Here is a 25,200-nt window from a genome sequence, read left to right on the forward strand (position 1 = left end):
GAACCGGGCATTCGATGATCTGAGTGAGCGACACCTTGCGACACCCTCGAAGAGAGCGAGAACGCGTCATGAGTCTTCTGCGTACGGCCGGCCGCCCGATGCTCGCCTCGATGTTCGTCGCGGGCGGTCTGCATTCCCTGCGCAGGCCCCAGGACGTCGCACCGGCGGCCGAGCCGGTCGTGCGGCCGGTGACCGAGCGGGTGTCGGCGCTGCCGGACGGCACCGAACAACTCGTACGGCTCAACGGGGCCGTGCACGTCGTGGGCGGGATCATGCTGGGGCTGGGCCGCTGCCCCCGGGTGGCCGCGCTGGCCCTGGCCGCGACGCTGGTGCCCACCACGCTGGCGGGGCACCGCTTCTGGGAGGCGGAGGACCCGGGGGACCGTGCGCAGCAGCGCATCCACTTCCTCAAGAACCTCGCCATGATGGGCGGCCTGCTGATCGCGGCCGACGACACCGCGGGCCGGCCGTCCCTCCTGTGGCGGGGGCGGCACGCCACCAAGGGGGTGCGGCACGACGCCCACCTGGTCCAGCGTTCGGTGCGGGCCACGGCCCGCCCGGCCGCGACCGTGGGCGGCGTCCGGGCGAAGCTGGGCCACTGACAGAATCGGCAGCTCCAGCCAGGCCGCACCGGCCGCAGAGGCCGTCGCGGGCATCCGAGGAGAGAAGTCCTGAGTACCACCGTCCTCTCCGAGGCCGTCCCCCTCGTCCTGCTGCTGGGCGTCCTGGCCTTCGCCGTGCTGCGTCCGCGCGGGCTGCCGGAGGCGGTGGCCGCCGTACCCGCCGCCGTGTTCGCCGTGGCGCTCGGCTTGGTGACCCCGCAGCAGGCGTGGGAGGAGACACGCACGCTGCTGCCGGTGGTCGTCTTCCTCGCGCTGGTGCTGATGCTGGCCTACCTGTGCGCGAAGGAGGGCCTGTTCGAGGCCGTCGGCGCGGCCGTGGCCCGCCGCTGCGGGGGCAGCCCGCGGCGTCTGCTGACCGGCGTGTTCGGCGTGGCCTGCGCGGTCACGGCCGTGCTGAGCCTGGACGCCACCGCGGTCCTGCTCACCCCCGTGGTCCTCGCCACCGCGTCCCGGGCGGGTGCCCGCGCCCGCCCGCACGTGTACGCCACGGCGCACCTGTCGAACTCCGCCTCGCTGCTGCTGCCGGTCTCGAACCTGACCAACCTGCTGGCGTTCACGGCCAGCGGCCTGAGCTTCACCCGGTTCGCCGCGCTGATGACGCTGCCCTGGCTGGCCGCGATCGCCGTGGAGTACGCCGTCTTCCGTCGCTTCTTCCGCGCGGACCTGAACGAGCCGGCGGCCGCGCCGGGGGCGGCCGCCAGTGTCACGCCGACAGTCCCCCGGTTCACCGTCGTCGTCGTGGCCCTGACCCTGGCGGGGTTCGCCCTCTCCTCCCCCGTCGGGCTCGACCCCGCGTGGGCGGCCCTGGGCGGCGTTCTGGTGCTCGGTCTGCGGGCGCTGGCCCGACGGCATGTCACGCCGCGGGAGATGGTGGGCGCCGCGTCGCCGCTGTTCTGCGTGTTCGTGCTGGCCCTCGGTGTCGTGGTGGAGGCGGTGGTGACGGGCGGCCCGGCGTCCGGGCTCGGGCGGCTGCTGCCGGACGGGGACTCGCTGCCGGCGCTGCTCGGGGTGGCGGCGGTGGCCGCGGTGCTGGCCAACGTCGTCAACAACCTGCCGGCCGTCCTCGCCCTGCTCCCGCTGGCCGCGCCCGCCGGTCCGGCGCACGTGCTCGCGGTGCTGATCGGCGTGAACCTGGGCCCGAATCTCACCTACGTAGGCTCGCTCGCCACCCTGCTCTGGCGGCGGATCCTGCACCGGCACGGCATCGAGGTGAGCCTCGCCCGGTTCACGCTGCTGGGGCTGCTCACCGTGCCGGCCACGGTCGCGGCGTCGACCGTGGCCCTGTGGGGGGCGCTGCGCCTCATCGGCACCTGACGCCGCCCCCGGGTCTCACTGGGTCGCGACGACGATGCAGCGCCGCAGTTCCTCGACGGCCTCGGGAGCGCCCTCGACGCGCACGCCGTCGTCGTCCTGGGTGCCCGTCCGGTTCCAGAGCCGGCGCAATACCGCCTCCGGGGCGCCGCTCAGCGTCACGTCGGCCGTGCCGTCACCGGCGCCGTCCGTCACGGCGAACTCCCCCGGCCCGGTGCGCACCCGCCAGACCGCGTCACCGGCCCGCACGAGGAACGTGCGACCCGGTGAGCCGTCCAGGATCCCGGTGAAGTACTCGGCCCACTCGGCGACGGCGAACGAGACGAAGACCTTGAGCAGTTCGTCGATCCCGTCGACGGCGAGGTCGTCCGGTACGGGGGTGACGGGCCGGCCGGTGGCGAGTTCGGCGTCGATGCGGTGGACGACGGTCTCCTGGGCCATCCGCCGGATCCAGAAGCCGACGCTCTGGTCGGGGCCGTACCAGCCGGCGGCCGCGTCCCCGGGGGCGCGAGTGGCGAACTCGGCGCGCAGCGCCGTGTATCCCCGGTCGAGCAGCGCGGCCGGCTCCTCCTCGGCGAACTCCTTCGGCGGCCAGGGCTCGGGCTCGACGCCCTCGCGCATGGCGACGGTCTTGTGCAGGTAGACCTCGCCGACGTGGCGGGTCAGATCGGCGACCGTCCAGCCGGGGCAGGTCGGCACCGCGGCGTCGGCGTCGGTCCCGACGACGGTCCGCATACGGTCGTAGTCGGCCGCGAGGCAGTCGAGGAAGCGCGTGAACTCCATGCCGCAGAGCCAAACACATGTTCAGGAGCGCGGTACGGTCTTTTGGTTGCCCGGGTGCGCTCCGGTGTTCACCAGGCCCCGGTGGGCAGCGCGGGGCGGCGGACGGCCTCGGCGGCGTCCCGCAGGTGCAGCGCGACGGTGATCAGGGCGCGCAGCGCGGAGGGGCGCAGGCTCTGGGCGCTCTCGGCGGCCAGCACCAGCAGGCAGCCCGCGGCCTGCTCGACGACCGGCACCGAGAACGCGAAGTCGTCGCCGTCGGCGGTGCGGAAGGCACGCCAGGGCGTCGCGGCACCGTCGATGGCCTTCTGCACCGCGTGTTCGAGGTGCTGTGCGGCCTGCCGGCACACGGGGGCGGGCAGGATGATGGTGCGTTGGAACGCTGAACTGGTCATAGTCCCACTGCTCCCCCGCCCCGCCCGTCTTCGATCGGCGTACCGCGCGTTTTTCACCGGGTCGGCGGCAGTCGGGGGCGGGCAGGGCGGAGCGGCCCTAGGCTGGCGGCCGTGGGCTCCGACTCCTCGTACTCGGACGTCGCGGCGCGGTTCACCGGCCGGCCGGCGACCGCGGAGCGCCGGCTGTCCGGTTCGCTCGGCGAGGTCGTCCTGGACGACGGCCGCACGGTGGTGGTCAAGGTCGTGGACGGCCCGGGTGCCGTGCGGGCCGAGGCCGCCGGGCTGCGCTGGCTGGCAGCGGCCGGTGCGGCGCGGGTCCCGGTGGTGCACGGGCACGACGAGCGCCGGCTGGTCGTCGACCGGGTGGCGCAGGGCCCGCCGGGGGTGGCGGCGGCGGACCGGTTCGGCCGGGAGCTGGCCGCCCTGCACGCCGCCGGTGCGCCCGCGTTCGGGGCCGCCCCGCCCGGCGGGCCCGAGGAGGCGTACATCGGGCTCGCCCCGATGCGCAACGCCGTCGGGAGCGACTGGCCGTCCTGGTACGCCGAGCACCGCGTCCTGCCGTATCTGCGCCGTGCGGTGGACGACGGCACCGTCACGGGGGACGAAGCGGCCGATGTCGAGCGGGTCTGCGAGCGGCTGCCCGGCCTCGCGGGTCCCGCGGAGCCGCCGGCCCGGCTGCACGGCGACCTGTGGAACGGCAACGTGCTCTGGGGCGAGGACGGGCACGTCCACCTGATCGACCCGGCGGCGCACGGCGGGCACCGGGAGACCGACCTGGCGATGCTGCGCCTGTTCGGCTGCCCGCACCTGGAGCGCATCACGGCGGCGTACGAGGAGAGCGCGCCGCTCGCCGACGGCTGGGCCGGCCGCGTCGGCCTGCACCAGTTGTTCCCGCTGCTGGTGCACGCCGTCCTGTTCGGACGCGGGTACGCCGAACAGGCCCTCGCGGTGGCACGCGCGGCGGGCTGAGGGCCGGGCGGATCCGGCGCTCCTGGACCTGTCATGTCTCGCCGGGTCACGTGTCCCGCTGAGCCAAATGTCCCAATGGGACATTACTGGGTGTACGCTCGAACGCATGACGGCAACGAAGCCCTCCCCCGCCACCGAGGACCGACGGCAGCGCAAGGCCCGGCAGACCCGGGACGCGCTGGCCACCGCCGCCTGCGACCTGCTCCTGGAGCGCGGTTCGGCGGCGACCACGGTGGAGGCCATCGCCGAGCGCGCGGACGTCACGCGCCGCACGTTCAGCCGGCACTTCGCCGGGAAGGAGGACGCAGCCCTCGACTTCGTCCGCCGGGACGGCGCCCGCATCAACGAGCTGCTGCGCGCCCGCCCCGCCGACGAGCCGCCGCTGCTCGCCTACCGCCGGGCGGTGCGCGACTGGCTGGCCGACGGGGAGGACCCGGCCTGGCACGTCCGCCCCCGGATGCGCCGGCTGGTGGCCCTGGCCGACACCGAGCCCGACCTGTTCGCCGCCTACCAGCGCATCCGGGTCGACGCCCAGGAGGAGTCGATCCGCATCGTCGCCGAAAGACTCGGCACCGACGACGCCCGGGACGTGCGCCCGGCCGCCCTCGTCGACGCCGCCGCCGGAGTCCTGATCGCCGCCCTGCGCCTGTGGGCGCGCGGTGACGCGCCGGACTCGGGAGCCGCAGACCTCGCCGCCCTCGTGGAGCGGGCCTACGACGCCCTGATCTCGGAGGCCGCGGCCGCGACCCCCGCCAGCACAGAGGAAGACAGAGAACAAGCACCATGAGCACCACCGGCACCACCACCGCGACACCGCCCACCGGCTCCGCCCCCGAGTTCGCCGGCCGCACCGCCCTCGTCACCGGCGCCGCCTCAGGCATCGGCCTGGCCACCGCCCACCGCCTCGGCGCGGCCGGCGCCCGCGTCGTCGTCGCCGACCACAACGCCGAGGGCGCCCGCAAGGCCGTCGCCGAACTGACCGCGGAGGGCGTCGAGGCCGCCGCCGTCGAACTGGACGTGACCAGCCCGGAGTCCGTCGAGGCCGCCGTGCGGTTCACCGTCGACACGTTCGGCACCCTGGACCTGGCCGTGAACAACGCGGGCATCGGCGGCCCGAGCGCCCCGACCGGCGCGTACGACGTCGACGCCTACCAGCGGGTCGTCCGCACCAACCTGGACGGCGTCTTCTACTCGATGCGCTACGAACTGCCCGTCATGGAGGCCGCGGGCAGGGGCGGCGCCATCGTCAACGTCGCCTCCATCCTCGGTTCCGTCGGCTTCGCGGGCTCTCCCGCCTACGTCGCCGCCAAGCACGGCGTCGTCGGGCTGACCAGGACCGCCGGCGCCGAATACGCCGCCAAGGGCATCCGGGTCAACGCGGTCGGCCCCGGCTTCATCGACACGCCGCTGCTGAAGTCCATGGACGAGGCCGCCTACGAGGGCCTGGTCGCCCTGCACCCGGCCGGGCGGCTCGGGCGTTCCGAGGAGGTCGCCGAGCTGATCGCCTTCCTGCTGTCGGACCGGGCGTCCTTCGTGGCGGGCGGCTACCACCTGGTCGACGGCGCCTACACGGCCGTCTGAGCGTCCGTCACACAACCCGGGGGGAGAGAGAAGGAGTTCGACCATGAGGGCACTGCAGTACCGCACCATCGGGGCACCGCCCGAGGTCGTCACGGTCCCCGACCCGGAACCCGGCCCCGGCCAGGTGCTGCTGAAGGTGACCGCGGCCGGCGTCTGCCACTCCGACATCGCGGTGATGGGCTGGCCTGCCGAGGCCTTCCCCTACGAGCTTCCCCTCACCCTCGGCCACGAGGGCGTCGGCACGGTGGCCGCGCTCGGCGCCGGGGTGACCGGGCTGACCGAGGGCGACGCGGTGGCCGTGTACGGGCCCTGGGGCTGCGGCAGCTGCGCCAAGTGCGCGGAGGGCAAGGAGAACTACTGCCTGCGGGCCGACGCACTGGGCATCCGCCCGCCGGGACTGGGGCGGCCGGGGTCGATGGCCGAGTATCTGCTGGTCGACGACGCCCGGCACCTGGTGCCCCTGGACGGGCTCGACCCCGTCGCGGCCGTTCCGCTGACCGACGCCGGGCTGACGCCGTACCACGCGATCAAGCGGTCGCTGCCCAAGCTGGTGCCCGGCTCGACCGCGGTGGTCATCGGGGCCGGCGGTCTCGGTCACGTCGCCGTCCAGCTGCTGCGGGCGCTGACGTCCGCCCGGGTCGTCGCCCTCGACGTCGGCGAGGACAAGCTGCGCCTCGCCCGCGAGGTGGGCGCCCACGAGGTGGTGCTGTCGGACGCGAAGGCCGCGGACGCGGTGCGCGAACTGACCGGCGGTCTGGGCGCGGAGGCCGTGTTCGACTTCGTCGGTGTGGCGCCGACCGTGCGGACCGCGGGCGCCGTCGCCGCCGTCGAGGGCGATGTCACGCTGGTCGGCATCGGCGGCGGCACGCTCCCCGTCGGGTTCGGCGTGCTGCCGTTCGAGGTGTCGGTCACCGCGCCCTACTGGGGCAGCCGGAGCGAACTGATCGAGGTGCTGGACCTGGCCCGCTCGGGCGCCGTGTCGGTGCACACCGAGACGTACACGCTGGACGACGCGCCCCTCGCGTACGAGCGGCTGCACGCGGGCGAGGTCAACGGCCGCGCGGTGATCCTGCCGCACGGCTGACCGGCCCCCCCCGGTACCCGGCCGTCCGCGCGACGGGGTCGGGGGCGCGACCGGTCCCCCGTTCCGGTCGTGCCCCCGGTGCGGTCGAACCTACGTGAACGGCTCCGGCGTTGTGAATCGTGCCGGTGCCCGCTGGCGGGCCCGGAGGACTCACCCGTGCACAGGTGAGTCCGGATGGCCCGGTTTCGTCCCGGGCAGCGGCGGTCCGCCGAGGTCTCCCTCGGCGAGGTGGGCCAGTACGACCTCGTACAGGTCGCTGCCGGCGGCGAGCAGCTGGCGTTCGAGAACCGGCTCCGCGCTGCGGACGTGCTCGCGGACGGTCTGGGCGTGCATCCCGAGCCGCTGGGCGGCCCGCTCGGCGTTGCCGCCGACCGCGATCCAGGTGCGCAGCGTGCGCCGCAGGTCCCGGCCGTCCGGCGCCAGGCGGCCGAGCAGGTCCGCGGCCCAGGTACGCAGCGCGGGCCCGGACAGCAGGTCGGTGAGGCCCGCCCCGGGCCGTTCGGGGGCGGTCCCATCCGGCGGCTCGGCGAGGCCGACCTGCGAGTTCAGGGCGAGGTGGACGGCGGCGCGGACGGTCAGGTCGGTGAAGTCGGTGCGCAGCAGACCCTCGACGCGGTCCATGCGGGCCCGGACCGTGTTGCGGCTGACCCCGAGGATCTTCGCCGTGTTGACGGCGGTGAACTCCAGGCCGAGCCGGGTGGTGGCCAGCAGTTCGGCTCGGGTGTGGTGCGGCAGGCCGTCGAGCGGGCTCAGCACCCGGGCCGTCCAGCCGTACAGGGAGGCGGGCTCCATGAGCAGCTCGGGGCGGGTCCGCTCGGCGTACACGGCCGTCTGCTCCGGCCGGAACCGGGCGACGGCCAGGGCGCTCACCGCCTGCCCGTACGCGGCGGCGGTGCGGGCGAGCCCCTGCCGGGCACTTCCCCCGAGGAACACGCCGGGCAGCCCGCCGACGAGCGTGCGCAGCTCCCGGCCGGCCGAGTCCCGGGGGGCGAGGACGATGACGTGTCCGTCCATCGCCGGGCAGCGCACGACCAGCGCCCCTTCCGCCGTCGCCGACACGCACTCCTCGGCCAGGCGGTCCCGCTCCCCGGGGCTGCTCTCCACTACGTACACACAGGCCGTGTCGGTGTCGAGGAGGCCGGGCCAGAGTCCGGCGGCCACCCGGCGGGCGGAGACGGTGTCCTCCACCATCAGCAGTTGCAGGATGGCCAGGCGCAGGTCGGAGGTGGCCCGCCGCAGCCGGTGTCCGGCCGCGGCCGACTCGTTCCCGGCCAGCAGCAGCTCCAGTACCTGGGCGGTGTGCGTGACGATGTCGGAGGCCCGCCGGTCGAAGGGGGTCTCGCGGGCGACGGCGAGGACGGCGTCGGGCGCCGGGTGGGAGCGGGCCACGCGGACGAGCCGCATCCGGCGGCCCGCGTCCTCCAGGGCGGCGGAAGCGATGCGGCCGCCGGTGATGTCCGCGACCAGGCCCTCGTCCAGCGGGAGCCGGGCGCCGGCCAGCAGGCGGCCGGTGCCGTCCTGGAGCGAGACGGCGGCGTCCACGGCGCCGGCCAGCCAGGTCATGACCCTGTCCGGGTCGCGGCCGGCCGGCCGCAGGTGGTCGAGGAGTTCCTCGGCCCATCCCGCGTGCTCGGCGGCTCCCGCCGCCCGCTGTCCCGTCCCGTCCGCTCGGCCCGCCACGTCGGCCTTCTCCTCGTCCTCGCCTCGCCCTCGGCCCAGGCCGGGGACGTTACCTCATGGCCCCGCACGCGGGCCCGGTGCGAGGCCCCGCGGAAGGTTCGGGCGGGGCGGCCGACCGGGCCTGTCGGCCGTGGCACGCGGACGGGCATAAGCTCGGTGAATGGCGAAGTACTTCGACGTGCACCCCGAGAACCCCCAGCCGCGCAGCATCGCGCAGGTCGCCGACAGCGTCCGGTCCGACGCGCTGATCGCGTATCCGACGGACTCCTGCTACGCGCTGGGCTGCCGACTGGGCAGCCGCGACGGCATCGACCGCATCCGGTCGATCCGGCAACTGGACAACCGGCACCACTTCACCCTGGTGTGCCAGGACTTCGCGCAGCTCGGCCAGTTCGTGCAGATCGACAACGACGTGTTCCGGGCGATCAAGGCGTCCACCCCGGGCAGCTACACCTTCATCCTGCCGGCGACGCGTGAGGTGCCGCGCATGCTCCAGCACCCCAAGAAGAAGACCGTGGGCGTGCGCATCCCCGACCACGTCGTCACCCAGGCCCTGCTCACCGAACTGGGCGAGCCCCTGCTGTCCAGCACGCTGCTGCTGCCCGGCGAGGAGGAGCCGATGACGCAGGGCTGGGAGATCAAGGACCGGCTCGACCACGTGGTGGACGCGGTGATCGACTCCGGGGACTGCGGTACCGAACCGACGACGGTCGTCGACTTCTCCGGGGGCGAGGCGGAGATCGTGCGGTACGGCGCCGGAGACACCTCCCGCTTCGAGTAGGAGCGGGCGGCCGCCGAAGCGACCCGTCCGACAACGGAGTTGGGCGGGACTCCCCTCGTCGCGCCGCGGCTCGGGGCGTTGTTACCGTGCCGGGGTGTCTGACTCCTCACGCGATACCGCCGAAGGCGCCGGCTGGGGCTCCGCCGAGCCCGGCGCCTACCGAGACCTCATGCCGCGGCACACCGAGAAGCTGTCCTGGCTCGACCCGAGAACCCTGTGGGCCGCCCGCAACGGCGTGCTGGCCTCCTGGTTCGGGGACCCCACCGGCCGCACCCGGGACCGCTGGGTGGCGCAGCGGACGGCGGCCGGGGTGCCAGCCGACAAGGTGATCCGGCGGACGGACCCGGACCGGTTCTCGTTCCTCGTCATCGGCGACACCGGAGAGGGCGACGACCCCCAGTACGCCGTCGTGCCCGGCCTGCTGAAGGCCGGTCAGGACACCCGCTTCGCCGTCCTCGCCAGCGACGTGATCTACCCGGTGGGCAGCGCCGACGACTACGGCACGAAGTTCTTCCGCCCGTACCGCGACTACCCGGCGCCGATCTACGCGATACCGGGCAACCACGACTGGTACGAGGACCTGGGCGGCTTCATGCGGGTCTTCTGCGACGACGCGTCGCCCCCGCCGCCCGCTCCGGGGCCCCGTCCGCTCACCCCGGCGTGGCTGCGGTCGCTGCTGTGGCACCGGGCCGACCCGGACGACGGACGGCACCTGGACGAGGCGCGCAAGCTGCGGTCCGCGCCCGAACAGTGGGCCGACCAGCCCGGACCGTACTGGGCGATCGACGCCGGACCGGTGCGGATCGTCGGCATCGACACCGGGCTGCTCGGCACGGTCGACGCCGCGCAGGGCGCCTGGCTGCGGGAGGTGTCCGCGGGGCCCCGGCCGAAGATCCTGGTGACCGGCTCGCCGCTCTACGTCGACGGCGAGCGGCAGCCCTGCGCCATCGAGGGCGGCGGCACGGTCGACGACATCGTCCGCGACCCGGCCCACCACTACGTCGCGGCGATCGGCGGCGACATCCACAACTACCAGCGCTACCCCGTCGACGTGGACGGCCGCACCATCCAGTACGTCGTCGCGGGCGGCGGCGGCGCGTTCATGCACGCCACCCACACGATCCCGCGCGTCTCGGTGGGCGGCGTCACCGAGGACGACTTCCGCTCCTACCCGCTGCGCGGCGACTCGCTGGCCTTCTACAGCGCGCTCTACGGGCGCCGGCTGCGGATGCGCCGCTTCTTCACGCTCACGGAGGCCGAGGCGACGGCCGTGATCGCCGAACGCCTCGGCATCCGCACGGGCCGCGCCCCGGGCGAGGGCGCACGCGTCACCCGGCGCACCCGGCTGGTCGCCGGGCTGCTCGGCACCGCACGGCGGCCGGAGCACAAGAAGCGGTTCCGGCTGCCGGTTCGCAAGGTCTACACGCAGGTGTTCTCACCGGGTTCGGCGACCTACAGCCCGCCGTTCTTCAAGTGCTTCCTGCGCCTGGACGTCTCCCCGGAGGCGGTGCGGCTGCGCTGCCACGCCGCCACCGGCAACCGGGCGCAGGAGCTGGACCCGCCGGTGGAGGACGAGGTGACGATCCCGCTCGTCTGACCCGAGGGTCACCAGCGGCCCGGTTCGCTGCCGGTGAGGGGCTCGGACGGGGTGCCGTCGACCCCGGCGGGCACGTCTCCGGCGAGCATCACGCGGTGCATGGTCCTGGGGTGGTCGAGGTGGGCGTTGTCGCTCGGGGCCAGGTGGATGGTGGCCCGGTTGTCCCAGAAGGCGACGCTGCCGGGCTCCCAGCGGAAGCGGACCGTGTACTCGGGGCGGGTGGCCTGTTCGAGGAGCAGGTCCAGGACGGCGGCGCTCTCGGGCCGGGAAAGTCCGGTGATCTGCTCGACGTAGTAGCCGTTGACGAACAGCACCCGCTCGCCCGTCTCCGGATGGACGCGGACCAGCGGGTGCACGGTCGCCGTCTGGTGGTCGAGCAGGTGCCGGACGTAGGCGTCGTCGCCGGGCCGGGGCTGGTAGCCGACGCCGAGGCGGTGTTCGGCGCGCAGGGTGTCGGCGAAGGCGCGCATCGGGGCGGACAGTCCGGCGTAGGCGGCGGCGAGGTTCGCCCAAGTGGTGTCGCCGCCGTACGGCGGTACCGTCTCGGCCCGCAGGATCGTCGCGGCCGGGGGGTCGACGCGGGCTCCGTGGTCGCAGTGCCAGCCGCGCAGCAGGGTGTGGCGCCGGCGGCGCAGCCACTCGTCGTGCTCCATGCCGAACCGTCCGCCCAGCTCCAGCCGGTCGGCGGTCGTCTCGATCTCCGGGAATCCGGCCGGTGACGCCTTGCCGCGCCGGGGCAGGACGACCGGCTCGCCGAAGAGGCGCGCGAGGGCGACGTGGCCGGCGTGGTCGAGGCGCTGGTCCCGGAAGAACACCACCTTCCAGCGCAGCACCGCCGCCCGGACCGCGGCGACCTGCGCCGCGTCGAGGCCGGCCGCCAGGTCGACGCCGTGGATCTCGGCGCCGATGTGCCCCGCGACGGGCTTCACCTCGACTTGCCCCGCCCCTGCCGTCGCGCGGTCCGCCGTCGTCCTGTCCGTCGTCATGCGTGCTCCGTTGGTCGGTGTGGTCCGTCCGTTCCGGCTTCGGCACCGATCGTGGCAGACCCGCCCGCACGCCGTCCGGTTGATCACCGGTCCCCCGGTGGGCGAGGCTGGACGGGTGGCAACCGCCGCGCACGGTCGAGGGAAGGTCTCACGGTGATCAGCATCCCGGCGTACACGCTCAACGACGGCACCACGCTCCCCGCACTGGGCCTCGGCACCTGGCCGATGAAGGACGACGAGGCCGAGGAGGCGGTCCGTACGGCCCTGGAGACGGGGTACCGGCTGATCGACACGGCGACGAACTACCGCAACGAGATCGGCGTCGGCCGCGGGGTGGCCGCCGGCGGGGTCCCCCGCGAGGAGATCGTCGTGACGACCAAGCTGCCCGGCCGGCACCACGGCTACGAGGAGACGCTCGCCTCGTTCGAGGAGTCCCGGGCCCGGCTGGGCCTGGAGTACGTCGACCTGTACCTGATCCACTGGCCGCTGCCGCGGGTGGACAAGTACGTCGACTCCTGGAAGGCCATGATCAAGCTGCGCGAGGACGGCCTGGTGCGCTCCGTGGGCGTCTCCAACTTCACCGCGGAGCACATCGAGCGGCTGGAGAAGGAGACCGGCGTCCTGCCGTCCGTCAACCAGATCGAGCTGCACCCGCTGTTCCCGCAGGACGAGCTGCGCGCCTTCCACGAGCGCAAGGGCATCCGCACCGAGAGCTGGAGCCCGCTGGGCCGCGGCAGCGACCTGCTGGACGACCCCGCCGTCGCCGCGGTCGCCGACGCGCACGGGGTGACGCCGGCCCAGGCCGTCCTGCGGTGGCACACCCAGCTGGGCGCGGTGCCCATCCCGAAGTCGGGCGACCCGGCGCGGCAGCGGGCCAACCTGGACGTCTTCGGCTTCGAACTGGACGCGGAGCAGATGCGGGCCGTGGCCGACCGGGCGCGCCGGCGGATCGGCGGCGACCCGGAGGTGCACGAGGAGTTCTGACCGGGGTACCCGGTCCCGGTCGGTGTCGGTCTCCCGGGAAGGAGCGGCAGGTGGGCGACGCGAACGGGCTGCGGGAGTACCGCGGCAAACGGGACTTCGGCCGGACCGGTGAGCCCGCGGGGCGCGGAGCGGCCGCCGGGGACGGGCGGCCGCGCTTCGTCGTGCAGATCCACGACGCGAGCACCCTCCACTTCGACTTCCGGCTGCAGGTGGGCGACGTACTGAAGTCCTGGTCGGTACCGAAGGGCCCGCCGGCGGATCCGAGCGACAAACGGCTCGCGGTGCCGACCGAGGACCACCCGCTGGAGTACGAGGAGTTCGAGGGCGTGATCCCGGCGGGCGAGTACGGGGGCGGCACGGTCATCGTGTGGGACCGCGGCGGCTACGAGCCGCTGAGCCACGACCGCCGGGGCCGGCCGGTCGACTTCGCCGAGTCGCTGGCGCACGGCCACGCCAGGTTCCGGCTGCACGGCTCGAAGCTGCGCGGGGAGTACGCGCTGACCCGGTTCCGCGGCGGGCCGGACGGTGGCGCGGGCGACGGGGAGGTGGCGTGGCTGCTGGTGCGGACGGCCGGCGGCGGGCGCGGGCGAGGAGCCCCGGATCCCCGGCGGGCCCGGTCCGCGCGCACCGGCCGCACACTGGCCCGGGTCGCGGCCGAGGACGGGTAGGCGGCGGCGCGTTCCGGCCGCCGGGGCGGGTGCCGGGCGGGTCACCGCGCGGGCAGGGGCTGTTCCGCCCAGATGGTCTTGCCGGTGTCCGTCTGCCGGCTGCCCCAGCGCTGGGTGAGCTGGGCGACCAGGAGCAGGCCCCGGCCGCCCTCGTCGTAGGCGTGGGCCCGGCGCAGGTGGGGGGAGGTGGAACTGGCGTCGGAGACCTCGCAGATGAGCGCGGTGTGCCGGATGAGGCGCAGCTGGATGGGGGGTTCGCCGTAGCGGATGGCGTTGGTGACCAGTTCGCTGACGACGAGTTCGGTGACGAAGGCCGTCTCGTCGAGCCCCCACTCCGTCAGCTGCTCGATGACGGAGCGCCGGGTCGCCGCGACGTGGGCGGGGTCGGGGTGGACGTCCCAGGTGCGGATCCGGTCCTCGCCCAGGGCCCGGGTGCGCGCCAGCAGCAGCGCGACGTCGTCGGCGGGCTCCTCGGGCAGCACGGCCTTGAGCACGCCGTCGCACAGGGCGTCGAGGGAGTGCGCGGGCGCGGCCAGGGCTCGGCACAGTTCCGCCGTGGCGTGGTCGACGTCGCGGTCGCGTTCCCGGTCCTCGACCAGACCGTCGGTGTAGAGGGCGACCACGGAGCCCTCGGGCAGTTCCAGCTCGGTCGCCTCGAAGGGCAGCCCGCCGACGCCGAGCGGTGGTCCGGCGCTCACGGGGACGAGCCGCGTGGTGCCGTCGGGCAGCAGGATCGCGGGCGCGGGGTGGCCGGCGGCCGCGAGGGCCAGGCGGCGGGAGACGGGGTCGTAGACGGCGTAGAGGCAGGTGGCGCCGAGTTCGGCGACCTCGCCGCCGTCGTCCGTCTCACGGACGGCCGCGAGGTGGGTCACCAGGTCGTCGAGGTGGGTGAGGAGCTCGTCGGGCGGCAGGTCCACGTCGGCGAGGGTGCGGACGGCCGTGCACAGGCGGCCCATCGTCGCCGTGGACGGGATGCCGTGGCCCACGACGTCGCCGACGACGAGGCCGACGCGGGTGCCGGACAGCGGGATCACGTCGAACCAGTCGCCGCCGATGCCGGCCGCCGACGCGGTGGGGAGATAGCGGTGGGCCACCTCGACCGCCGCCTGACCGGGCAGGCCCCGGGGCAGCAGGCTGCGCTGGATCGCCAGGGCGGTGGCGCGTTCGCGGGCGAAGCGGCGGGCGTTGTCCACGGAGACGGCCGCCCGGCCGACCAGTTCCTCGGCCAGTACGGCGTCCTCGGCGGCGTACGGCTCCCTGGGCGCGGTCCGGGCGGCGACGGCCACGCCGAGTGTGGTGCCGCGGGCCCGCAGCGGGACGGACAGCAGCGAGCAGACGGCTTCGCGGAACGGCCGGTTGTGCGGGGCCTCGGCCGCGCGCGTCCGCATCCAGCGGTCGAAGTCGGGGTCGCCGGGCCCGCTGAGGACGACGCGGCCCTCCCGCATCGCGCGGGCGGGCGGGGCGTAGGGCGGGTAGACCTCGTTTCCGCCCAGGTGCACGGCGGGGGTGGGGAAGCCCTCGGTCGCCCAGGCGTGGGCCACCCGGCGCAGCTCACCGTCCTCGGTGGCCACCGCGACGGGCTCGTCGCTGCCGAGGGTCCAGTCGAGCAGGTCGACGGTGGCGAAGCCGGCGAACCGCGGGACGAGCAGGTTGACGAGCTCCTCGGCGGTGCGCACGACGTCGAGGGTGCTGCCGACCGCGCCGGCGGCGTTGAGCAGCGCCAGCCGCTCCCGCGCCCGGTGCTGCTCGGTGCTCTCCAGCGCGGCCACGGCGACGGCGGCGAGCGCGCCGGACGCGTCGTGGACCGGCCAGATCTCGACGGTCCAGGCGTGCGGGCGGGTGCCGGCGGGGGCCCGCGAGTAGCTCTCGTACTGGACGGGCCGGCCGCGCTCGGCGGCGAGCCGCAGGTGGTGCAGGAAGGTCCCCCGGCCGGTCCCGGACCGGGCCAGGGTCTCGGGGAGGCTGCGGCCGATCAGCTCTTCGGCGGGGCGGCCCATCATGCGGCACGTGGTGTCGTTGGCGTGCAGGAAGCGCAGCTCGAGGTCGAGGACGGCCATCGAAACGGACGCCTGCTGGACGGCCTGTTCGATCAGGCCGTGCCCCGGGCCCTCGGGGGCGGCGGTCACGGCGTGGCCGAGCGGTTCGCCGCCGGCGCCCAGCAGCGGGCAGGAGCGCAGCCGCAGGAGCACCGTGCAGCCGTCCCGGTGCCGGATCTCGGCGGTGCCGGACAGGGTGCCGCCGGGGGGCACGTCCCGCGCGAGCAGCTCCCGCGCGGCGCGTCCCACGACCTCTTCGGCCCGGTACCCCGTGAGCCGCCGCGCGCCGTCGCTCCACCCCGTCACCCTTCCGCGGGCGTCGACGGTCATCGCGGCGGAGAGTTCCTCCATCCGTCCAGGATCATCCCTGGACGGAGCGGTATCAACCGGGACGGGGTGTGACCGGCCCCGTCAGGCCCCGTGCGCCCGGAGGGCGGCGAGGGCGCGGTCGGCGTGCGTGTTCATCCTGATCTCGCTGCGCACGACCTCCAGCAGGGTGCGGTCCCGGCCGATCACGAAGGTGACCCGCTTGGTCGGGGCCATGCTGAACCCCCGCTTCACCCCGAACCGCTCGCGGACGGCGCCGTCGGTGTCGGAGAGCAGCGGCATCCCGAGGGTGTGGCGTCCGGTGAATTCCTGCTGCTTCTCGACGGTGTCGCCGCTGACGCCGACGGGGCGGGCGCCGACGGCCGCGAACTCGGCGGCGAGATCGCGGAAGTGACAGGCTTCCGCGGTGCAGCCGGCGGTCAGGGCGGCGGGATAGAAGAAGAGGACGACCGGGCCGTCGGCGAGCAGTTCGGACAGGCTGCGCGGTGTGCCGGTCTCGTCGGGCAGCGTGAAGTCCTCGACGGTGTCGCCGACGGCGGGCGTACGGCTCATGACCGGCCCTCGCTGCTCTTGGCGACGCTGCGGGCCCACAGCACCAGCGGCACCTGCACGGGGAGCCGGCCGTAGGCGGCGGCCCTCAGGGGTGCGGGGCGGTGCCGCCAGTCCCAGGCCATCTTGGCGTTGGCGGGGAACACCCCGACGAAGAAGGCGGCCGCGGTCAGCGCGGCCGCCTTGCGGGTGCGCGGGAGGGCGACACCGGCGGCCAGCGCGAGTTCGGCGACGCCGCTGGCGTACGTCCACGCCCGGGGCGAGCCGGGCAGGGAGCGCGGGACGATCGCGTCGAAGGTGCGGGGCTGGGCGAAGTGGGCGGCGCCCGCGGTGGCCAGCAGACCGGCGAGCAGCAGGGGTGAGCGTTCGGACCGGGACACGGTTCCTCCTCTGGGGGCCTGCCGCGGGATATTACTCGACGGTAAGGAGCGGCGGCGAGGCCGACCGCCGGTCATGCCCCGCCGCGGGGCGTGACGGGCGCCAGCCACATGCCCACGATCGCGTCGACCAGCCCGTCGGCGGCCTCCTGCCAGCCGGCCCGCGGCGTGGGGCGCCCCTCGGCGAGGGCGCGTTCCCGCTCGGCCGCCACGTGCACGATGAGATGGCGCGCCATGTCGCCCCGCTCGGCGCGAACCTCGTCCGGCAGCGCGGGCATGCAGCGGTTGCGTCCGGCGATGATCTCGCGCAGCGAGGGGGAGGCGCGGGACTCCTCGACCAGGATCTCCCGCAGCGCCGGGTCGGTCATGACCTGGGCGCAGAACCGCGCGTACCAGGTGGGGCCGCCCAGTGCCGCGAGGTGGTCGAACTGCGGCCGGACCAGGCAGTCCACCCAGTCGCGCAGGTCCGTCGAGTCGCCGAGGGCGGCGAGCTGGCGGGCCCGCAGTTCCTCGACGCGGGCCGAGTGGCGCTTGGCCACCGCGCGGACGAGGTCGGACTTGGTGCCGAAGTGGTAGCCGACCGCGGCGTTGTTGCCCTGGCCCGCGGCCTCGCTGACCTGCCGGTTGGAGACGGCGTAGACGCCGTGTTCAGCGAACAGCCGCTCGGCGGTGGTCAGGATCAGCTCCCGGGTCGCGCTGACCTGTTCCGTCCGGACCGTTCTGCCCGCCATGATCACCACCGCGCCGGGACTCTCCTTACGGCCGGCGGCGACCGGTCCCTCGAGTCGTCGCAGGTCCGCCGCCGTGCGGCGCGTTCTGACGGAAGCCTACGGGGCGCCGGCGCCGGGCCGTCGCGCGACCTGGACGGGCGGGCCCTCTCTCCACCGCGTACGATACTTCAAGCGACTGACTTAAAACATCGCTCCCAGGCTCTCGCGCTCATCGCCCGAAAGGCTCATCCATGCCCGCTTCCCCCGCCGCACCGCGGCCGAACGCCGTGGTGGCGGTGCTGGCGCTGGCCGGCATCGTCGTCTCGCTCATGCAGACGCTGGTCATCCCGATCGTCCCGGAGCTGCCCAAGCTGCTGGACGCACCCGCCTCGGACGCGGCCTGGGCGGTGACCGCCACGCTGCTCGCCGCCGCGGTGGCCACCCCGGTCGTCGGGCGGCTCGGCGACATGGCGGGCAAGCGGCGCATGCTGCTGCTCAGCCTGGTGCTGCTGATCGCCGGCTCGGCCGTCTGCGGACTGAGCGACACCCTGGTCCCGATGGTCGTCGGACGCGCCATGCAGGGACTCTCCGCCGCCGTGATCCCGCTGGGCATCAGCATCATGCGCGACGAACTGCCCGCCGAGCGGCTGGCCGGCGCCACGGCCCTGATGAGCGCCTCGCTCGGGGTGGGCGGCGCGCTCGGCCTGCCCGCCGCCGCGCTGATCGCGGACAACCTCGACTGGCACATGCTGTTCTGGGTCTCCGGCGCGCTCGGCGCCGTCGCCCTGGTGCTGGTGCTGGCCCTGGTTCCGGAGTCGGCGGTGCGCACCGGCGGCCGCTTCGACGTGCCCGGCGCCATCGGCATGGCGGCCGGTCTGGTCTGCCTGCTGCTGGCGATCTCCAAGGGCGCCGACTGGGGCTGGAGCAGCGGCACCACCCTCGGCCTGTTCGCGGCGGCCGTGGTGATCCTGCTGGTGTGGGGCCGGTGGGAGCTGCGCACCCCGCGACCGCTGGTCGACCTGCGCACCACCGCTCGCCGCCAGGTGCTGTTCACCAACCTGGCGTCGATAGCCGTCGGCTTCTCCATGTTCGCGATGTCCCTGGTGCTTCCGCAGCTCCTCCAGTTGCCCGAGGCCACCGGTTACGGTCTGGGCCGGTCCCTGCTGACCGCGGGCCTGGTGATGGCGCCGTCCGGGCTGGTGATGATGGCGTTCGCCCCGGTCTCCGCGAAGGTCTCCAAGTCCCGGGGCCCCAAGGTGACCCTGATGATCGGCGCCCTGATCGTCGCGGGCGGCTACGGGCTCAACATCGTGCTGATGTCCGAGGTCTGGCACCTGGTGCTGGTCTCCTGCGTCATCGGCGCGGGCATCGGCTTCACCTACGGCGCCATGCCGGCCCTGATCATGGGTGCGGTGCCGGCCAGTGAGACGGCCGCCGCGAACAGCCTCAACACGCTCATGCGGTCCATCGGCACCTCGGTGGCCAGCGCCATCGCCGGCGTGATCCTGGCCCAGCTGACGGTCTCCGTCGGCGGCTTCGCCCTGCCCTCCGAGAACGCGTTCAAGGTGGTCATGGGCATCGGCGCGGGCGCCGCCGTGCTCGCCTTCGCGCTCGCGTCGTTCATCCCCCGCCACCGCTCCTCCGCCGGGTCGGCGCACCCGGCACCGGCCGACGGGGCCGCGGCGCGGGTCGCCTCCGCCCACTGACGGCGACGGCGCCGGCCCCGCCGTGGGGACCGGCGCCGTTCAGGCGAACCTGGCGGGCGGGGCGCGTGACGGCGGCCCGGCGCGTCGAGAACTGACCCGTGGAGCTGCCTCGGATCCCGCCCATGCTCGCCACCCCCGGCGTCCTGCCGCCCGCCGCGCTGGACGGGCGCTGGGCCTACGAGACGAAGCAGGACGGCCAGCGGGTGCTGGTCTACCTGCCCGGCGACGGCAGCCTGCTGCTGCGCGCCCGCTCCGGCCACGACATCACCGCCGCCTATCCCGAACTGGCACCGCTCGCCACCGCCCTCGGTGCCACCCCCGCGATCCTGGACGGCGAGGTGCTGGCCCTGGACGAACAGGGCCGCGCGGACTTCCAGTTGCTCCAGTCCCGGATGGGCCTCGCACACGCCCCCGCACGAGCGGCGCACCGGGCGGCCAGGGTCCCCGTCCACCTGGTGCTGTTCGACGCGCTGCACCTGGCGGGCGAGTCCCTGCTGCGCCTGCCCTACACCGGCCGCCGCGAGCGGCTGACGGACCTCGGCCTGGCCGGTCCCGCCTGGTCCACCCCCGCCGCCCTGGTCGGCCACGGCGCACAGGCCCTGCGCGCCACCCGCGAGCACGGCCTGGAGGGGCTGGTGTGCAAGCGGCTGGACTCGGTGTACGAACCGGGGATCCGCTCCCGTGCCTGGATCAAGATCCGCAACATGCGCAGCGAGGACGTCGTGGTCGGCGGCTGGCTGCCCGGCAAGGGGCACCTCACGGGCCTGCCCGGCGCCCTCCTGGTCGGCCAGCGCGCCGGGGGCCGGCTGCGCTACGTCGGCGGCGTCGGCACCGGCTGGAGCGCGGCCGAGCGTGCCGAACTGGCGGCCCTGCTCGGGGCGGCGGCCACGGACGTCTGCCCCTTCGACCCGGTGCCGGCGGTGCCGGGAGCCCGCTGGGTCGTTCCCCGGCTGGTCGGCGAGGTCCGCTACAGCACCCGCACCCGGGACGGCATGCTGCGCCAGCCGTCCTGGCTCAGGCTCCGCCCGGACCTGGCACCCGAGGAGTCGGCGGCCGACATTCCGGACGACCCGGGATGAACGCGTGACGGAGCATCATCCATTGGGCAGCACTTCACCGCGGTGACGCCCGGGCGCCCTTGGCGCGGGAGTGAAAAGACGGGACCCTGAACGCCCCTTCCCCCCACAGCCGTTGGGCTGCGCCCGCAGAGGAGAACGCGATGCCCTCGCGTACCGCCACCCCCCGTCGCCTGAGATGGCTCACCGCGCCGCTCGGCGCCCTCGCCCTCGTCGTCGCCTTCCCCACCAGCGCGTTCGCCGCCCCGCCGCCCGGACTGCCCGCCAACGCGGACGGCCCGGAACAGACGTACCAGCCGGCCTACGACTACGACACCGACGGCTGCTACCCCACGCCGGCCATCGGCGCCGACGGCACGGTCAACGGCGGGCTCAACCCGACCGGGGCGCTCAACGGCAACTGCCGGGACGCCGCCGACCTGGACAACACCAACGGCTACTCGCGCGCCAAGTGCAACAACGGGTGGTGCGCCTACATGTACGGCCTGTACTTCGAGAAGGACCAGGCACTGCCCGGCAGCAGCCTCGGCGGCCACCGGCACGACTGGGAGCACGTCGTGGTGTGGGTGCGGGACGGCGTGGCGCAGTACGTCTCGACCTCCAACCACGGCTCGTTCAGCGTGCACGCGCGTGAGGCGGTCCGCTTCGACGGCACCCACCCGAAGATCGTCTACCACAAGGACGGCATCAGCACCCACTGCTTCCGCCTGGCGACCGCTGGCGACGAGCCGCCGGAGAACCACGAGGGCGGCTGGCAGTACCCGGCGCTGGTGGGCTGGAACGGCTATCCGGCGGGTGTGCGCGACAAGTTGGCCTCCCACGACTTCGGCAGTGCCCACTTCGGCCTGAAGGACGGCAGCTTCGCCTCCCACCTGGCGGCCGCCAAGCCCTCCGGCATCCCCTTCGACCCGAACGCCTGACGGACGGACACCCGAACGGGACGCCCAAGGAGACGGACGGCACCCGGCCGGCCGGGCGAACCACGCGACCCGGGCACCCCGGTGAGCACTATCGTGTCCGCATGTCCGATGCCGAACTGATCCGTATCGTCTCGCGCGACTCCCCCATGGCCCTCGCTCAGGTCGAGCGCGTCCGGGGGGAGCTGGCGGCCCTCCACCCCGGCGTGCGCACCGAGGTCGTCCCGGTGAAGACCACCGGCGACAAGTGGCTCGGCGACCTGTCGCTGGTGGAGGGCAAGGGCGCGTTCACCAAGGAGGTGGACGCCGCCCTGCTGTCGGGCGAGGCCGATCTCGCCGTGCACTGCGTCAAGGACGTACCCGCCGACCGGCCCCTGCCCGCCGGCACGGTGTTCGCCGCCTTCCTGGAGCGCGACGACATCAGGGACGCGCTCGTCCACCCGGAGGGGCTCACCCTGGACGAGTTGCCGGCCGGTACCCGGGTCGGCACCTCCTCGGTGCGCCGCGTCGCGCAACTGGCCGCCACCCACCCGCAGCTGCGGTGCGTGCCGTTCCGGGGCAACGCCAACCGGCGGCTGGCGAAGCTCGCCGCCGGCGAGGCGGACGCGCTGCTGCTCGCGGTCTCCGGCCTGGAGCGCATCGGCCGCCGGGACGTGGTCAGCGAGGTCCTCTCCCCCGAGACGATGATGCCGCCGATCGGCGCGGGCATCCTCGCCCTCCAGTGCCGCGAGGACGACACCGCGCTGATCGACGCGGTCAGCGGCCTGGGCCATCCGCGAACGCACCGGGAGGCGACGGCGGAGCGCATGTTCCTGCACGTTCTCCAGGGGCACTGCAACAGCCCGATCGCCGGGTACGCCCGCGTGGACCGGAGCGGGGAACTCTCGCTGCGGGCCTGTGTGTTCACCCCGGACGGCAAGACGCGGCTGAACGCCCACGAGTGGGCCGGCCGGCTCGACCCGGCCACCCTGGGCACCTCGGTCGCCGTGGCGCTGCTGCGTCAGGGCGCCCGCGAGATCATCGACGGCATCGCGCACTGAGGCGCCGCGGCCCGGCCGCGCCCGCCCCGCGGATCAGGCGGAGCCCTCCTCCGCCTGCCCCCGCAGGAAGGCGCTCACCTGGTGCGCCAGCTCCTCGCCCCGCACCGCGCCCGGGGCCGCCCCGGCGGCCGGGTCGGGCAGACCGAGGCCGCCGCTCCACAGCCGGCGGTCGGCCCACTCCTCGTCCACCCGCAGCTGGACCTGGACGTCCACCTGCCCGAGGCTCGGCTCCGGGCCGGCCGCGTACAGCACGGCGGTGGCCCGGCGCAGCGGGTAGACGTCGAAGCCCTCGATGAACTGGGAGTTGCGCCAGTCCAGGAAGGCGCTCTCACCGTCGGGGCCGATCCGGACGTCGATCTGGCCGTCCTCCAGGTGGATGCCGAGGTGCCCGGCGCCCCGGTTCTCGACGGTCACCCGGACACAGAAGTACGTCAGCCCCTCGGCGGCGTCGTCGCGCCCACGCGGCGGCTCGGCCGGCTCAAGACGGTGGACACGGACCCGCAGGCCGGCGTGCTCGTCGTACTCCTGCCAGTCCCCGACCACGTTCGGCTCGTACACGGTGCCCCTCTCGACCTCTCGACGCTGCTTCCTATCTGTGCGCTCAGTGCACTGTCAAATGAGCGGAATGCGCTGTGGCCAGGGATTTCGTGCCTTTTGATCGGTGATCAAGCGCTGCCCAGGAAGGATCCGCCGGGGCCCGCGCCGGACGATCACGGGGAGCGTGCCGCACATCACTTCCGGCCCGTCCGCCGCGCCGATCACCGGCCCGCGGCCGTTCGAGTGGCCGTTCGGCCCAATCGCGCTCAGTATCCATATGTACGAGGACTTGCCAGCACCCCTGCCGAGGGAGGTGCGCGTGATGCGTGTCGCCGGCCGTACCAAGCCCCACCCGCACGACGACGCCCCCGACACCGCCGCCGCGTTCGACCGGCTCGCCGGGCTGCCCGAGGGACCCGAGCGCCGGGCGCTGCGGGACGAACTGATCCGGAGCTGGCTCCCGATGGCGGAGCGGATCGCCGTACGCTTCCGGGGCCGCGGCGAGAATCTGGAGGACCTCTACCAGGTGGCCGCCCTCGGGCTGGTCAAGGCCGTGGACCACTACGACCCGGAACGCGGCCACGCCTTCGAGGCGTACGCCGTGCCGACCGTGACCGGCGAGATCAAGCGGCACTTCCGCGACCACATGTGGACCCTGCACGTGCCGCGGCGGATCCAGGACCTGCGCAACCGGGTGCGCCGCTCGGCCAAGGAGCTGGCGCAGACCACGCCGGGCCGCGCGCCGACGGTGGAGGAGATCGCCGAGCACGCGCAGCTGACCGTGGTCGAGGTCAGGACCGGCATGGAGGCCCTGGAGTGCTTCACCGCCCTGTCGCTGGAGGCGGAGATGCCCGGCACCGACGGGTACGCCCTCGGGGACGCGCTCGGCGGTCCCGATCCGGCGTTCGACGCGGTGGTGGACCGGGTGGCCGTCCGGCCGTGCCTTGAGGCGCTGCCCGAGCGCGAGCGCACCATCCTCTACCTGCGCTTCTTCGGCGGGATGACCCAGAGCCGCATCGCGCAGCAGCTCGGCATCTCCCAGATGCACGTCTCCCGGCTGCTCACCGGCTGCTTCGACCGGATCCGCGAGGAGATCCTGACGGAGGCCCGCTGAGGGGTGTCAGCGCTCCGGCGGGGCGCCGGGGACACGCGTGGGGCACTGGCGGTCCAGGGTGTCCTCCAGCGCGGCCCGTATCCGCGGCGGCATCACTCCGGTGCGTCCCCAGACGAGGATCGTCTCCGCGACGTCGCGGAGTTTGACGTTCGTGTGCTGGGACACCTCGCGCAGGATGATCCACCCCTGGTCGGGTGCCACCCGGCCCAGGACGACGATCATCCCGATGGCCTGGTCCACGACGGCGTGCGAGACGACCGCCTCCTTCAGCTGCCGGACCTGCTCCTGCAGCTGGAAGACCTGGTCCGAGCCCGTGTCCGTGGACATGGTCACCTCCGGATCCGGCGGGTCACCGCCGCCTGTGCCGCGCGGGACCGCTGCGCCGCCTCTATCGTCGCGACCCCCGGGGCGTCCCGCCACTGGGCCGTACGGGGCTCCCCCGCCACCGTTTCGGCGTCGCCGCCGGGGTACTCGGCAGGCGCCCGCCGCACTCCCGGCCGGACACTGGTGTGGAGCCGGTGGCTGCCGGTGGACGAGACCAGGACGCGACTGCCATGAACCACGACATGACCCACCCCGCCGGCGCGGAGAGCCTGATGTCCACGCGCTCCGTGTACGGGGCGCCCTGCTGGGTGAGTCTCACCAGCCGTGACCTGAAGGCCACCGAGGAGTTCTACTCCGCCGTGCTGGGCTGGCAGTGGCGGCCGGGCAAGCTGGGCGAGCCCTTCCGCATCGCGCTGGCCGACGACGTGCCGGTCGCAGGGATCGCCGCGGTGGCCGCGATGTGGCAGATGGCGGTGGCGTGGACGCCGTACTTCGCCGTGCGCAGCGCGGACGAGGCCGTGTCGCGGGCGCAGGAGCGCGGCGGGACCGCCGCGGTCGGGCCGATCTCCCTGCCGCCCGGGCGGGCGGCGCTGCTCGCCGACCGGGACGGCGCGACCTTCGGGATCTGGGAGGGCGAGCTGCTCACCGACTGGGACGCCTGGCGCAGGTCGCGCCCCGCGTTCATCCGGCTGCACACGCGTGACGCCTTCGACGCCGCCATCTTCTACGGCGAGATCTTCGACTGGGCGTCGGGCGAGGGCTGCTGCGAGGTCCGGTACGAGGGCGACGAGGTGGTCCTGCGCCATCAGGGCGAGGTCGTGGCCCTGATCGAGTCCGGCGCCCTGGAAGCGGCCCCGGACCCGGCCGTGCGGCCGCACTGGCAGATCCACTTCGCGGTGGACGACGTCGGGGCGTGCGCCCGGGCGGCGGAGCTGCACGGCGGCAGCGTGCTCTCCCTGAGCGGCGACGAGGGCGTGCTCCGGGACGCCGACGGCGCGCAGTTCACGGTGACCGCGCGCCGCCTCGGCAACTGACCCCACCGGCCGGC

26 protein-coding genes are annotated in these 25,200 nt (G+C 74.4%); 16 read left to right on the forward strand and 10 right to left on the reverse strand.

Features of this window, described 5'->3' with window-relative positions:
- The first annotated feature begins 68 nt into the window (after positions 1-68).
- Positions 69-602, forward strand: coding sequence for a DoxX family protein (locus tag ACGF3J_RS20970; RefSeq protein WP_161332313.1), 534 nt, complete (start codon positions 69-71; stop codon positions 600-602).
- 69 nt (positions 603-671) lie between these two features.
- Positions 672-1,937: an SLC13 family permease gene (locus ACGF3J_RS20975; RefSeq protein WP_161332324.1), complete on the forward strand. Its 1,266-nt coding sequence runs from the start codon at positions 672-674 to the stop codon at positions 1,935-1,937.
- A gap of 15 nt (positions 1,938-1,952) precedes the next feature.
- Here ACGF3J_RS20975 and ACGF3J_RS20980 read toward each other — a convergent pair whose 3' ends face one another.
- Positions 1,953-2,717, reverse strand: coding sequence for a maleylpyruvate isomerase family mycothiol-dependent enzyme (locus tag ACGF3J_RS20980; protein WP_161332312.1), 765 nt, complete (start codon positions 2,715-2,717; stop codon positions 1,953-1,955).
- Positions 2,718-2,785: 68 nt separating this feature from the next.
- Positions 2,786-3,109 carry a hypothetical protein gene (locus ACGF3J_RS20985; RefSeq protein ID WP_125491581.1) on the reverse strand — a complete coding sequence of 108 codons (324 nt, stop codon included), beginning with the start codon at positions 3,107-3,109 and terminating at the stop codon, positions 2,786-2,788.
- Between the two features lie 111 nt (positions 3,110-3,220).
- On the opposite strand from ACGF3J_RS20985, the gene ACGF3J_RS20990 reads away from it, so the two are divergent.
- The 4 genes from ACGF3J_RS20990 (at position 3,221) to ACGF3J_RS21005 (ending at position 6,743) form a co-directional block, all read left to right on the forward strand.
- Entirely contained in the window at positions 3,221-4,078 is an 858-nt protein-coding gene (locus ACGF3J_RS20990) for a fructosamine kinase family protein (protein ID WP_393854463.1), read from the forward strand.
- 106 nt (positions 4,079-4,184) lie between these two features.
- Positions 4,185-4,865, forward strand: a complete 681-nt coding sequence (locus ACGF3J_RS20995; RefSeq protein WP_185832274.1) for a TetR/AcrR family transcriptional regulator — start codon at positions 4,185-4,187, stop codon at positions 4,863-4,865.
- The gene (locus ACGF3J_RS21000) at positions 4,862-5,659 is read left to right on the forward strand and encodes an SDR family NAD(P)-dependent oxidoreductase (RefSeq protein WP_161327642.1); all 798 of its coding nucleotides are present in this window, start codon (positions 4,862-4,864) and stop codon (positions 5,657-5,659) included. The genes ACGF3J_RS20995 and ACGF3J_RS21000 overlap by 4 nt, the downstream gene beginning before the upstream one ends.
- Positions 5,660-5,702: 43 nt before the next feature.
- Positions 5,703-6,743, forward strand: a complete 1,041-nt coding sequence (locus tag ACGF3J_RS21005; protein ID WP_161327641.1) for an NAD(P)-dependent alcohol dehydrogenase — start codon at positions 5,703-5,705, stop codon at positions 6,741-6,743.
- Between the two features lie 150 nt (positions 6,744-6,893).
- Here ACGF3J_RS21005 and ACGF3J_RS21010 read toward each other — a convergent pair whose 3' ends face one another.
- Entirely contained in the window at positions 6,894-8,423 is a 1,530-nt protein-coding gene (locus ACGF3J_RS21010; protein WP_393854464.1) for a helix-turn-helix domain-containing protein, read from the reverse strand.
- Between the two features lie 160 nt (positions 8,424-8,583).
- On the opposite strand from ACGF3J_RS21010, the gene ACGF3J_RS21015 reads away from it, so the two are divergent.
- Both ACGF3J_RS21015 and ACGF3J_RS21020 read left to right on the forward strand, forming a co-directional pair.
- Positions 8,584-9,204 (forward strand): L-threonylcarbamoyladenylate synthase, encoded by a 621-nt coding sequence (locus ACGF3J_RS21015; protein ID WP_161331483.1) that lies wholly within the window; start codon positions 8,584-8,586, stop codon positions 9,202-9,204.
- Positions 9,205-9,298: 94 nt separating this feature from the next.
- Positions 9,299-10,801 carry a metallophosphoesterase family protein gene (locus ACGF3J_RS21020; protein ID WP_393854465.1) on the forward strand — a complete coding sequence of 501 codons (1,503 nt, stop codon included), beginning with the start codon at positions 9,299-9,301 and terminating at the stop codon, positions 10,799-10,801.
- Positions 10,802-10,809: 8 nt separating this feature from the next.
- On the opposite strand, the gene ACGF3J_RS21025 is transcribed toward ACGF3J_RS21020, so the two are convergent.
- Complete coding sequence (locus ACGF3J_RS21025) at positions 10,810-11,787, reverse strand: TauD/TfdA family dioxygenase (RefSeq protein ID WP_161329228.1); 978 nt, start codon at positions 11,785-11,787, stop codon at positions 10,810-10,812.
- 153 nt (positions 11,788-11,940) lie between these two features.
- Between ACGF3J_RS21025 and ACGF3J_RS21030 the strand changes: the two genes are divergently transcribed.
- Together ACGF3J_RS21030 and ACGF3J_RS21035 are read left to right on the forward strand one after the other, a co-directional pair.
- Complete coding sequence (locus ACGF3J_RS21030) at positions 11,941-12,771, forward strand: aldo/keto reductase (RefSeq protein WP_161329227.1); 831 nt, start codon at positions 11,941-11,943, stop codon at positions 12,769-12,771.
- A 50-nt stretch (positions 12,772-12,821) separates the two neighbouring features.
- A complete protein-coding gene (locus tag ACGF3J_RS21035) occupies positions 12,822-13,439 on the forward strand; it encodes a DNA polymerase ligase N-terminal domain-containing protein (protein WP_161329226.1) in 618 nt (205 codons plus the stop codon).
- A 41-nt stretch (positions 13,440-13,480) separates the two neighbouring features.
- Here ACGF3J_RS21035 and ACGF3J_RS21040 read toward each other — a convergent pair whose 3' ends face one another.
- The 4 genes from ACGF3J_RS21040 to ACGF3J_RS21055 form a co-directional block, all read right to left on the reverse strand.
- Complete coding sequence (locus tag ACGF3J_RS21040) at positions 13,481-15,826, reverse strand: SpoIIE family protein phosphatase (protein WP_393854466.1); 2,346 nt, start codon at positions 15,824-15,826, stop codon at positions 13,481-13,483.
- Between the two features lie 60 nt (positions 15,827-15,886).
- On the reverse strand, positions 15,887-16,354 hold the full coding sequence (locus ACGF3J_RS21045; protein ID WP_161328877.1) for a peroxiredoxin: 468 nt from the start codon (positions 16,352-16,354) through the stop codon (positions 15,887-15,889).
- Positions 16,351-16,731, reverse strand: coding sequence for a DoxX family protein (locus ACGF3J_RS21050; RefSeq protein ID WP_161328878.1), 381 nt, complete (start codon positions 16,729-16,731; stop codon positions 16,351-16,353). Before ACGF3J_RS21050 ends, ACGF3J_RS21045 begins: the two co-directional genes overlap by 4 nt.
- A 71-nt stretch (positions 16,732-16,802) precedes the next feature.
- Positions 16,803-17,459: a TetR/AcrR family transcriptional regulator gene (locus ACGF3J_RS21055; protein ID WP_393854467.1), complete on the reverse strand. Its 657-nt coding sequence runs from the start codon at positions 17,457-17,459 to the stop codon at positions 16,803-16,805.
- A 230-nt stretch (positions 17,460-17,689) separates the two neighbouring features.
- Here ACGF3J_RS21055 and ACGF3J_RS21060 point away from each other — a divergent pair, with 230 nt between their 5' ends.
- From ACGF3J_RS21060 to hemC, 4 genes are all read left to right on the forward strand, one after another.
- Positions 17,690-19,144: an MFS transporter gene (locus ACGF3J_RS21060; protein WP_161328586.1), complete on the forward strand. Its 1,455-nt coding sequence runs from the start codon at positions 17,690-17,692 to the stop codon at positions 19,142-19,144.
- A 98-nt stretch (positions 19,145-19,242) separates the two neighbouring features.
- A complete protein-coding gene (ligD, locus tag ACGF3J_RS21065; RefSeq protein WP_161328585.1) occupies positions 19,243-20,223 on the forward strand; it encodes a non-homologous end-joining DNA ligase in 981 nt (326 codons plus the stop codon).
- Between the two features lie 140 nt (positions 20,224-20,363).
- Positions 20,364-21,140: an NPP1 family protein gene (locus ACGF3J_RS21070; RefSeq protein WP_161328584.1), complete on the forward strand. Its 777-nt coding sequence runs from the start codon at positions 20,364-20,366 to the stop codon at positions 21,138-21,140.
- Between the two features lie 101 nt (positions 21,141-21,241).
- Positions 21,242-22,177 (forward strand): hydroxymethylbilane synthase, encoded by a 936-nt coding sequence (gene hemC, locus ACGF3J_RS21075; RefSeq protein ID WP_161328583.1) that lies wholly within the window; start codon positions 21,242-21,244, stop codon positions 22,175-22,177.
- A 33-nt stretch (positions 22,178-22,210) separates the two neighbouring features.
- On the opposite strand, the gene ACGF3J_RS21080 is transcribed toward hemC, so the two are convergent.
- Positions 22,211-22,735 carry a hypothetical protein gene (locus ACGF3J_RS21080; protein WP_234959785.1) on the reverse strand — a complete coding sequence of 175 codons (525 nt, stop codon included), beginning with the start codon at positions 22,733-22,735 and terminating at the stop codon, positions 22,211-22,213.
- 301 nt (positions 22,736-23,036) lie between these two features.
- Here ACGF3J_RS21080 and ACGF3J_RS21085 point away from each other — a divergent pair, with 301 nt between their 5' ends.
- Positions 23,037-23,828 carry a SigB/SigF/SigG family RNA polymerase sigma factor gene (locus ACGF3J_RS21085; RefSeq protein WP_161332874.1) on the forward strand — a complete coding sequence of 264 codons (792 nt, stop codon included), beginning with the start codon at positions 23,037-23,039 and terminating at the stop codon, positions 23,826-23,828.
- A 6-nt stretch (positions 23,829-23,834) separates the two neighbouring features.
- Here ACGF3J_RS21085 and ACGF3J_RS21090 read toward each other — a convergent pair whose 3' ends face one another.
- Positions 23,835-24,155, reverse strand: a complete 321-nt coding sequence (locus ACGF3J_RS21090) for an ANTAR domain-containing protein (protein WP_202559154.1) — start codon at positions 24,153-24,155, stop codon at positions 23,835-23,837.
- 227 nt (positions 24,156-24,382) lie between these two features.
- On the opposite strand from ACGF3J_RS21090, the gene ACGF3J_RS21095 reads away from it, so the two are divergent.
- Positions 24,383-25,186, forward strand: a complete 804-nt coding sequence (locus ACGF3J_RS21095) for a VOC family protein (RefSeq protein ID WP_161332871.1) — start codon at positions 24,383-24,385, stop codon at positions 25,184-25,186.
- Positions 25,187-25,200: the final 14 nt, after the last annotated feature.

Origin of the sequence: Streptomyces sp. NPDC048171 (assembly GCF_043202655.1) — a bacterium.
GTDB lineage: Bacteria > Actinomycetota > Actinomycetes > Streptomycetales > Streptomycetaceae > Streptomyces.

What these genes read in the sequence shown, in the direction of transcription:
- ACGF3J_RS20995 (WP_185832274.1), top strand. Translation starts at nt 4,185, where the DNA reads ATGACGGCAACGAAGCCCTCCCCCGCCACCGAGGACCGACGGCAGCGC.
- ACGF3J_RS21090 (WP_202559154.1), bottom strand. Translation starts at nt 24,155, where the DNA reads ATGTCCACGGACACGGGCTCGGACCAGGTCTTCCAGCTGCAGGAGCAG.
- ACGF3J_RS21000 (WP_161327642.1), top strand. Translation starts at nt 4,862, where the DNA reads ATGAGCACCACCGGCACCACCACCGCGACACCGCCCACCGGCTCCGCC.
- ACGF3J_RS21095 (WP_161332871.1), top strand. Translation starts at nt 24,383, where the DNA reads ATGAACCACGACATGACCCACCCCGCCGGCGCGGAGAGCCTGATGTCC.
- ACGF3J_RS21045 (WP_161328877.1), bottom strand. Translation starts at nt 16,354, where the DNA reads ATGAGCCGTACGCCCGCCGTCGGCGACACCGTCGAGGACTTCACGCTG.
- ACGF3J_RS21040 (WP_393854466.1), bottom strand. Translation starts at nt 15,826, where the DNA reads ATGGAGGAACTCTCCGCCGCGATGACCGTCGACGCCCGCGGAAGGGTG.
- ACGF3J_RS21025 (WP_161329228.1), bottom strand. Translation starts at nt 11,787, where the DNA reads ATGACGACGGACAGGACGACGGCGGACCGCGCGACGGCAGGGGCGGGG.
- ACGF3J_RS20980 (WP_161332312.1), bottom strand. Translation starts at nt 2,717, where the DNA reads ATGGAGTTCACGCGCTTCCTCGACTGCCTCGCGGCCGACTACGACCGT.
- ACGF3J_RS20985 (WP_125491581.1), bottom strand. Translation starts at nt 3,109, where the DNA reads ATGACCAGTTCAGCGTTCCAACGCACCATCATCCTGCCCGCCCCCGTG.
- ACGF3J_RS21055 (WP_393854467.1), bottom strand. Translation starts at nt 17,459, where the DNA reads ATGGCGGGCAGAACGGTCCGGACGGAACAGGTCAGCGCGACCCGGGAG.
- ACGF3J_RS21060 (WP_161328586.1), top strand. Translation starts at nt 17,690, where the DNA reads ATGCCCGCTTCCCCCGCCGCACCGCGGCCGAACGCCGTGGTGGCGGTG.
- ACGF3J_RS21005 (WP_161327641.1), top strand. Translation starts at nt 5,703, where the DNA reads ATGAGGGCACTGCAGTACCGCACCATCGGGGCACCGCCCGAGGTCGTC.
- ACGF3J_RS21070 (WP_161328584.1), top strand. Translation starts at nt 20,364, where the DNA reads ATGCCCTCGCGTACCGCCACCCCCCGTCGCCTGAGATGGCTCACCGCG.
- ACGF3J_RS20970 (WP_161332313.1), top strand. Translation starts at nt 69, where the DNA reads ATGAGTCTTCTGCGTACGGCCGGCCGCCCGATGCTCGCCTCGATGTTC.
- ACGF3J_RS21015 (WP_161331483.1), top strand. Translation starts at nt 8,584, where the DNA reads ATGGCGAAGTACTTCGACGTGCACCCCGAGAACCCCCAGCCGCGCAGC.
- hemC (WP_161328583.1), top strand. Translation starts at nt 21,242, where the DNA reads ATGTCCGATGCCGAACTGATCCGTATCGTCTCGCGCGACTCCCCCATG.
- ACGF3J_RS21085 (WP_161332874.1), top strand. Translation starts at nt 23,037, where the DNA reads ATGCGTGTCGCCGGCCGTACCAAGCCCCACCCGCACGACGACGCCCCC.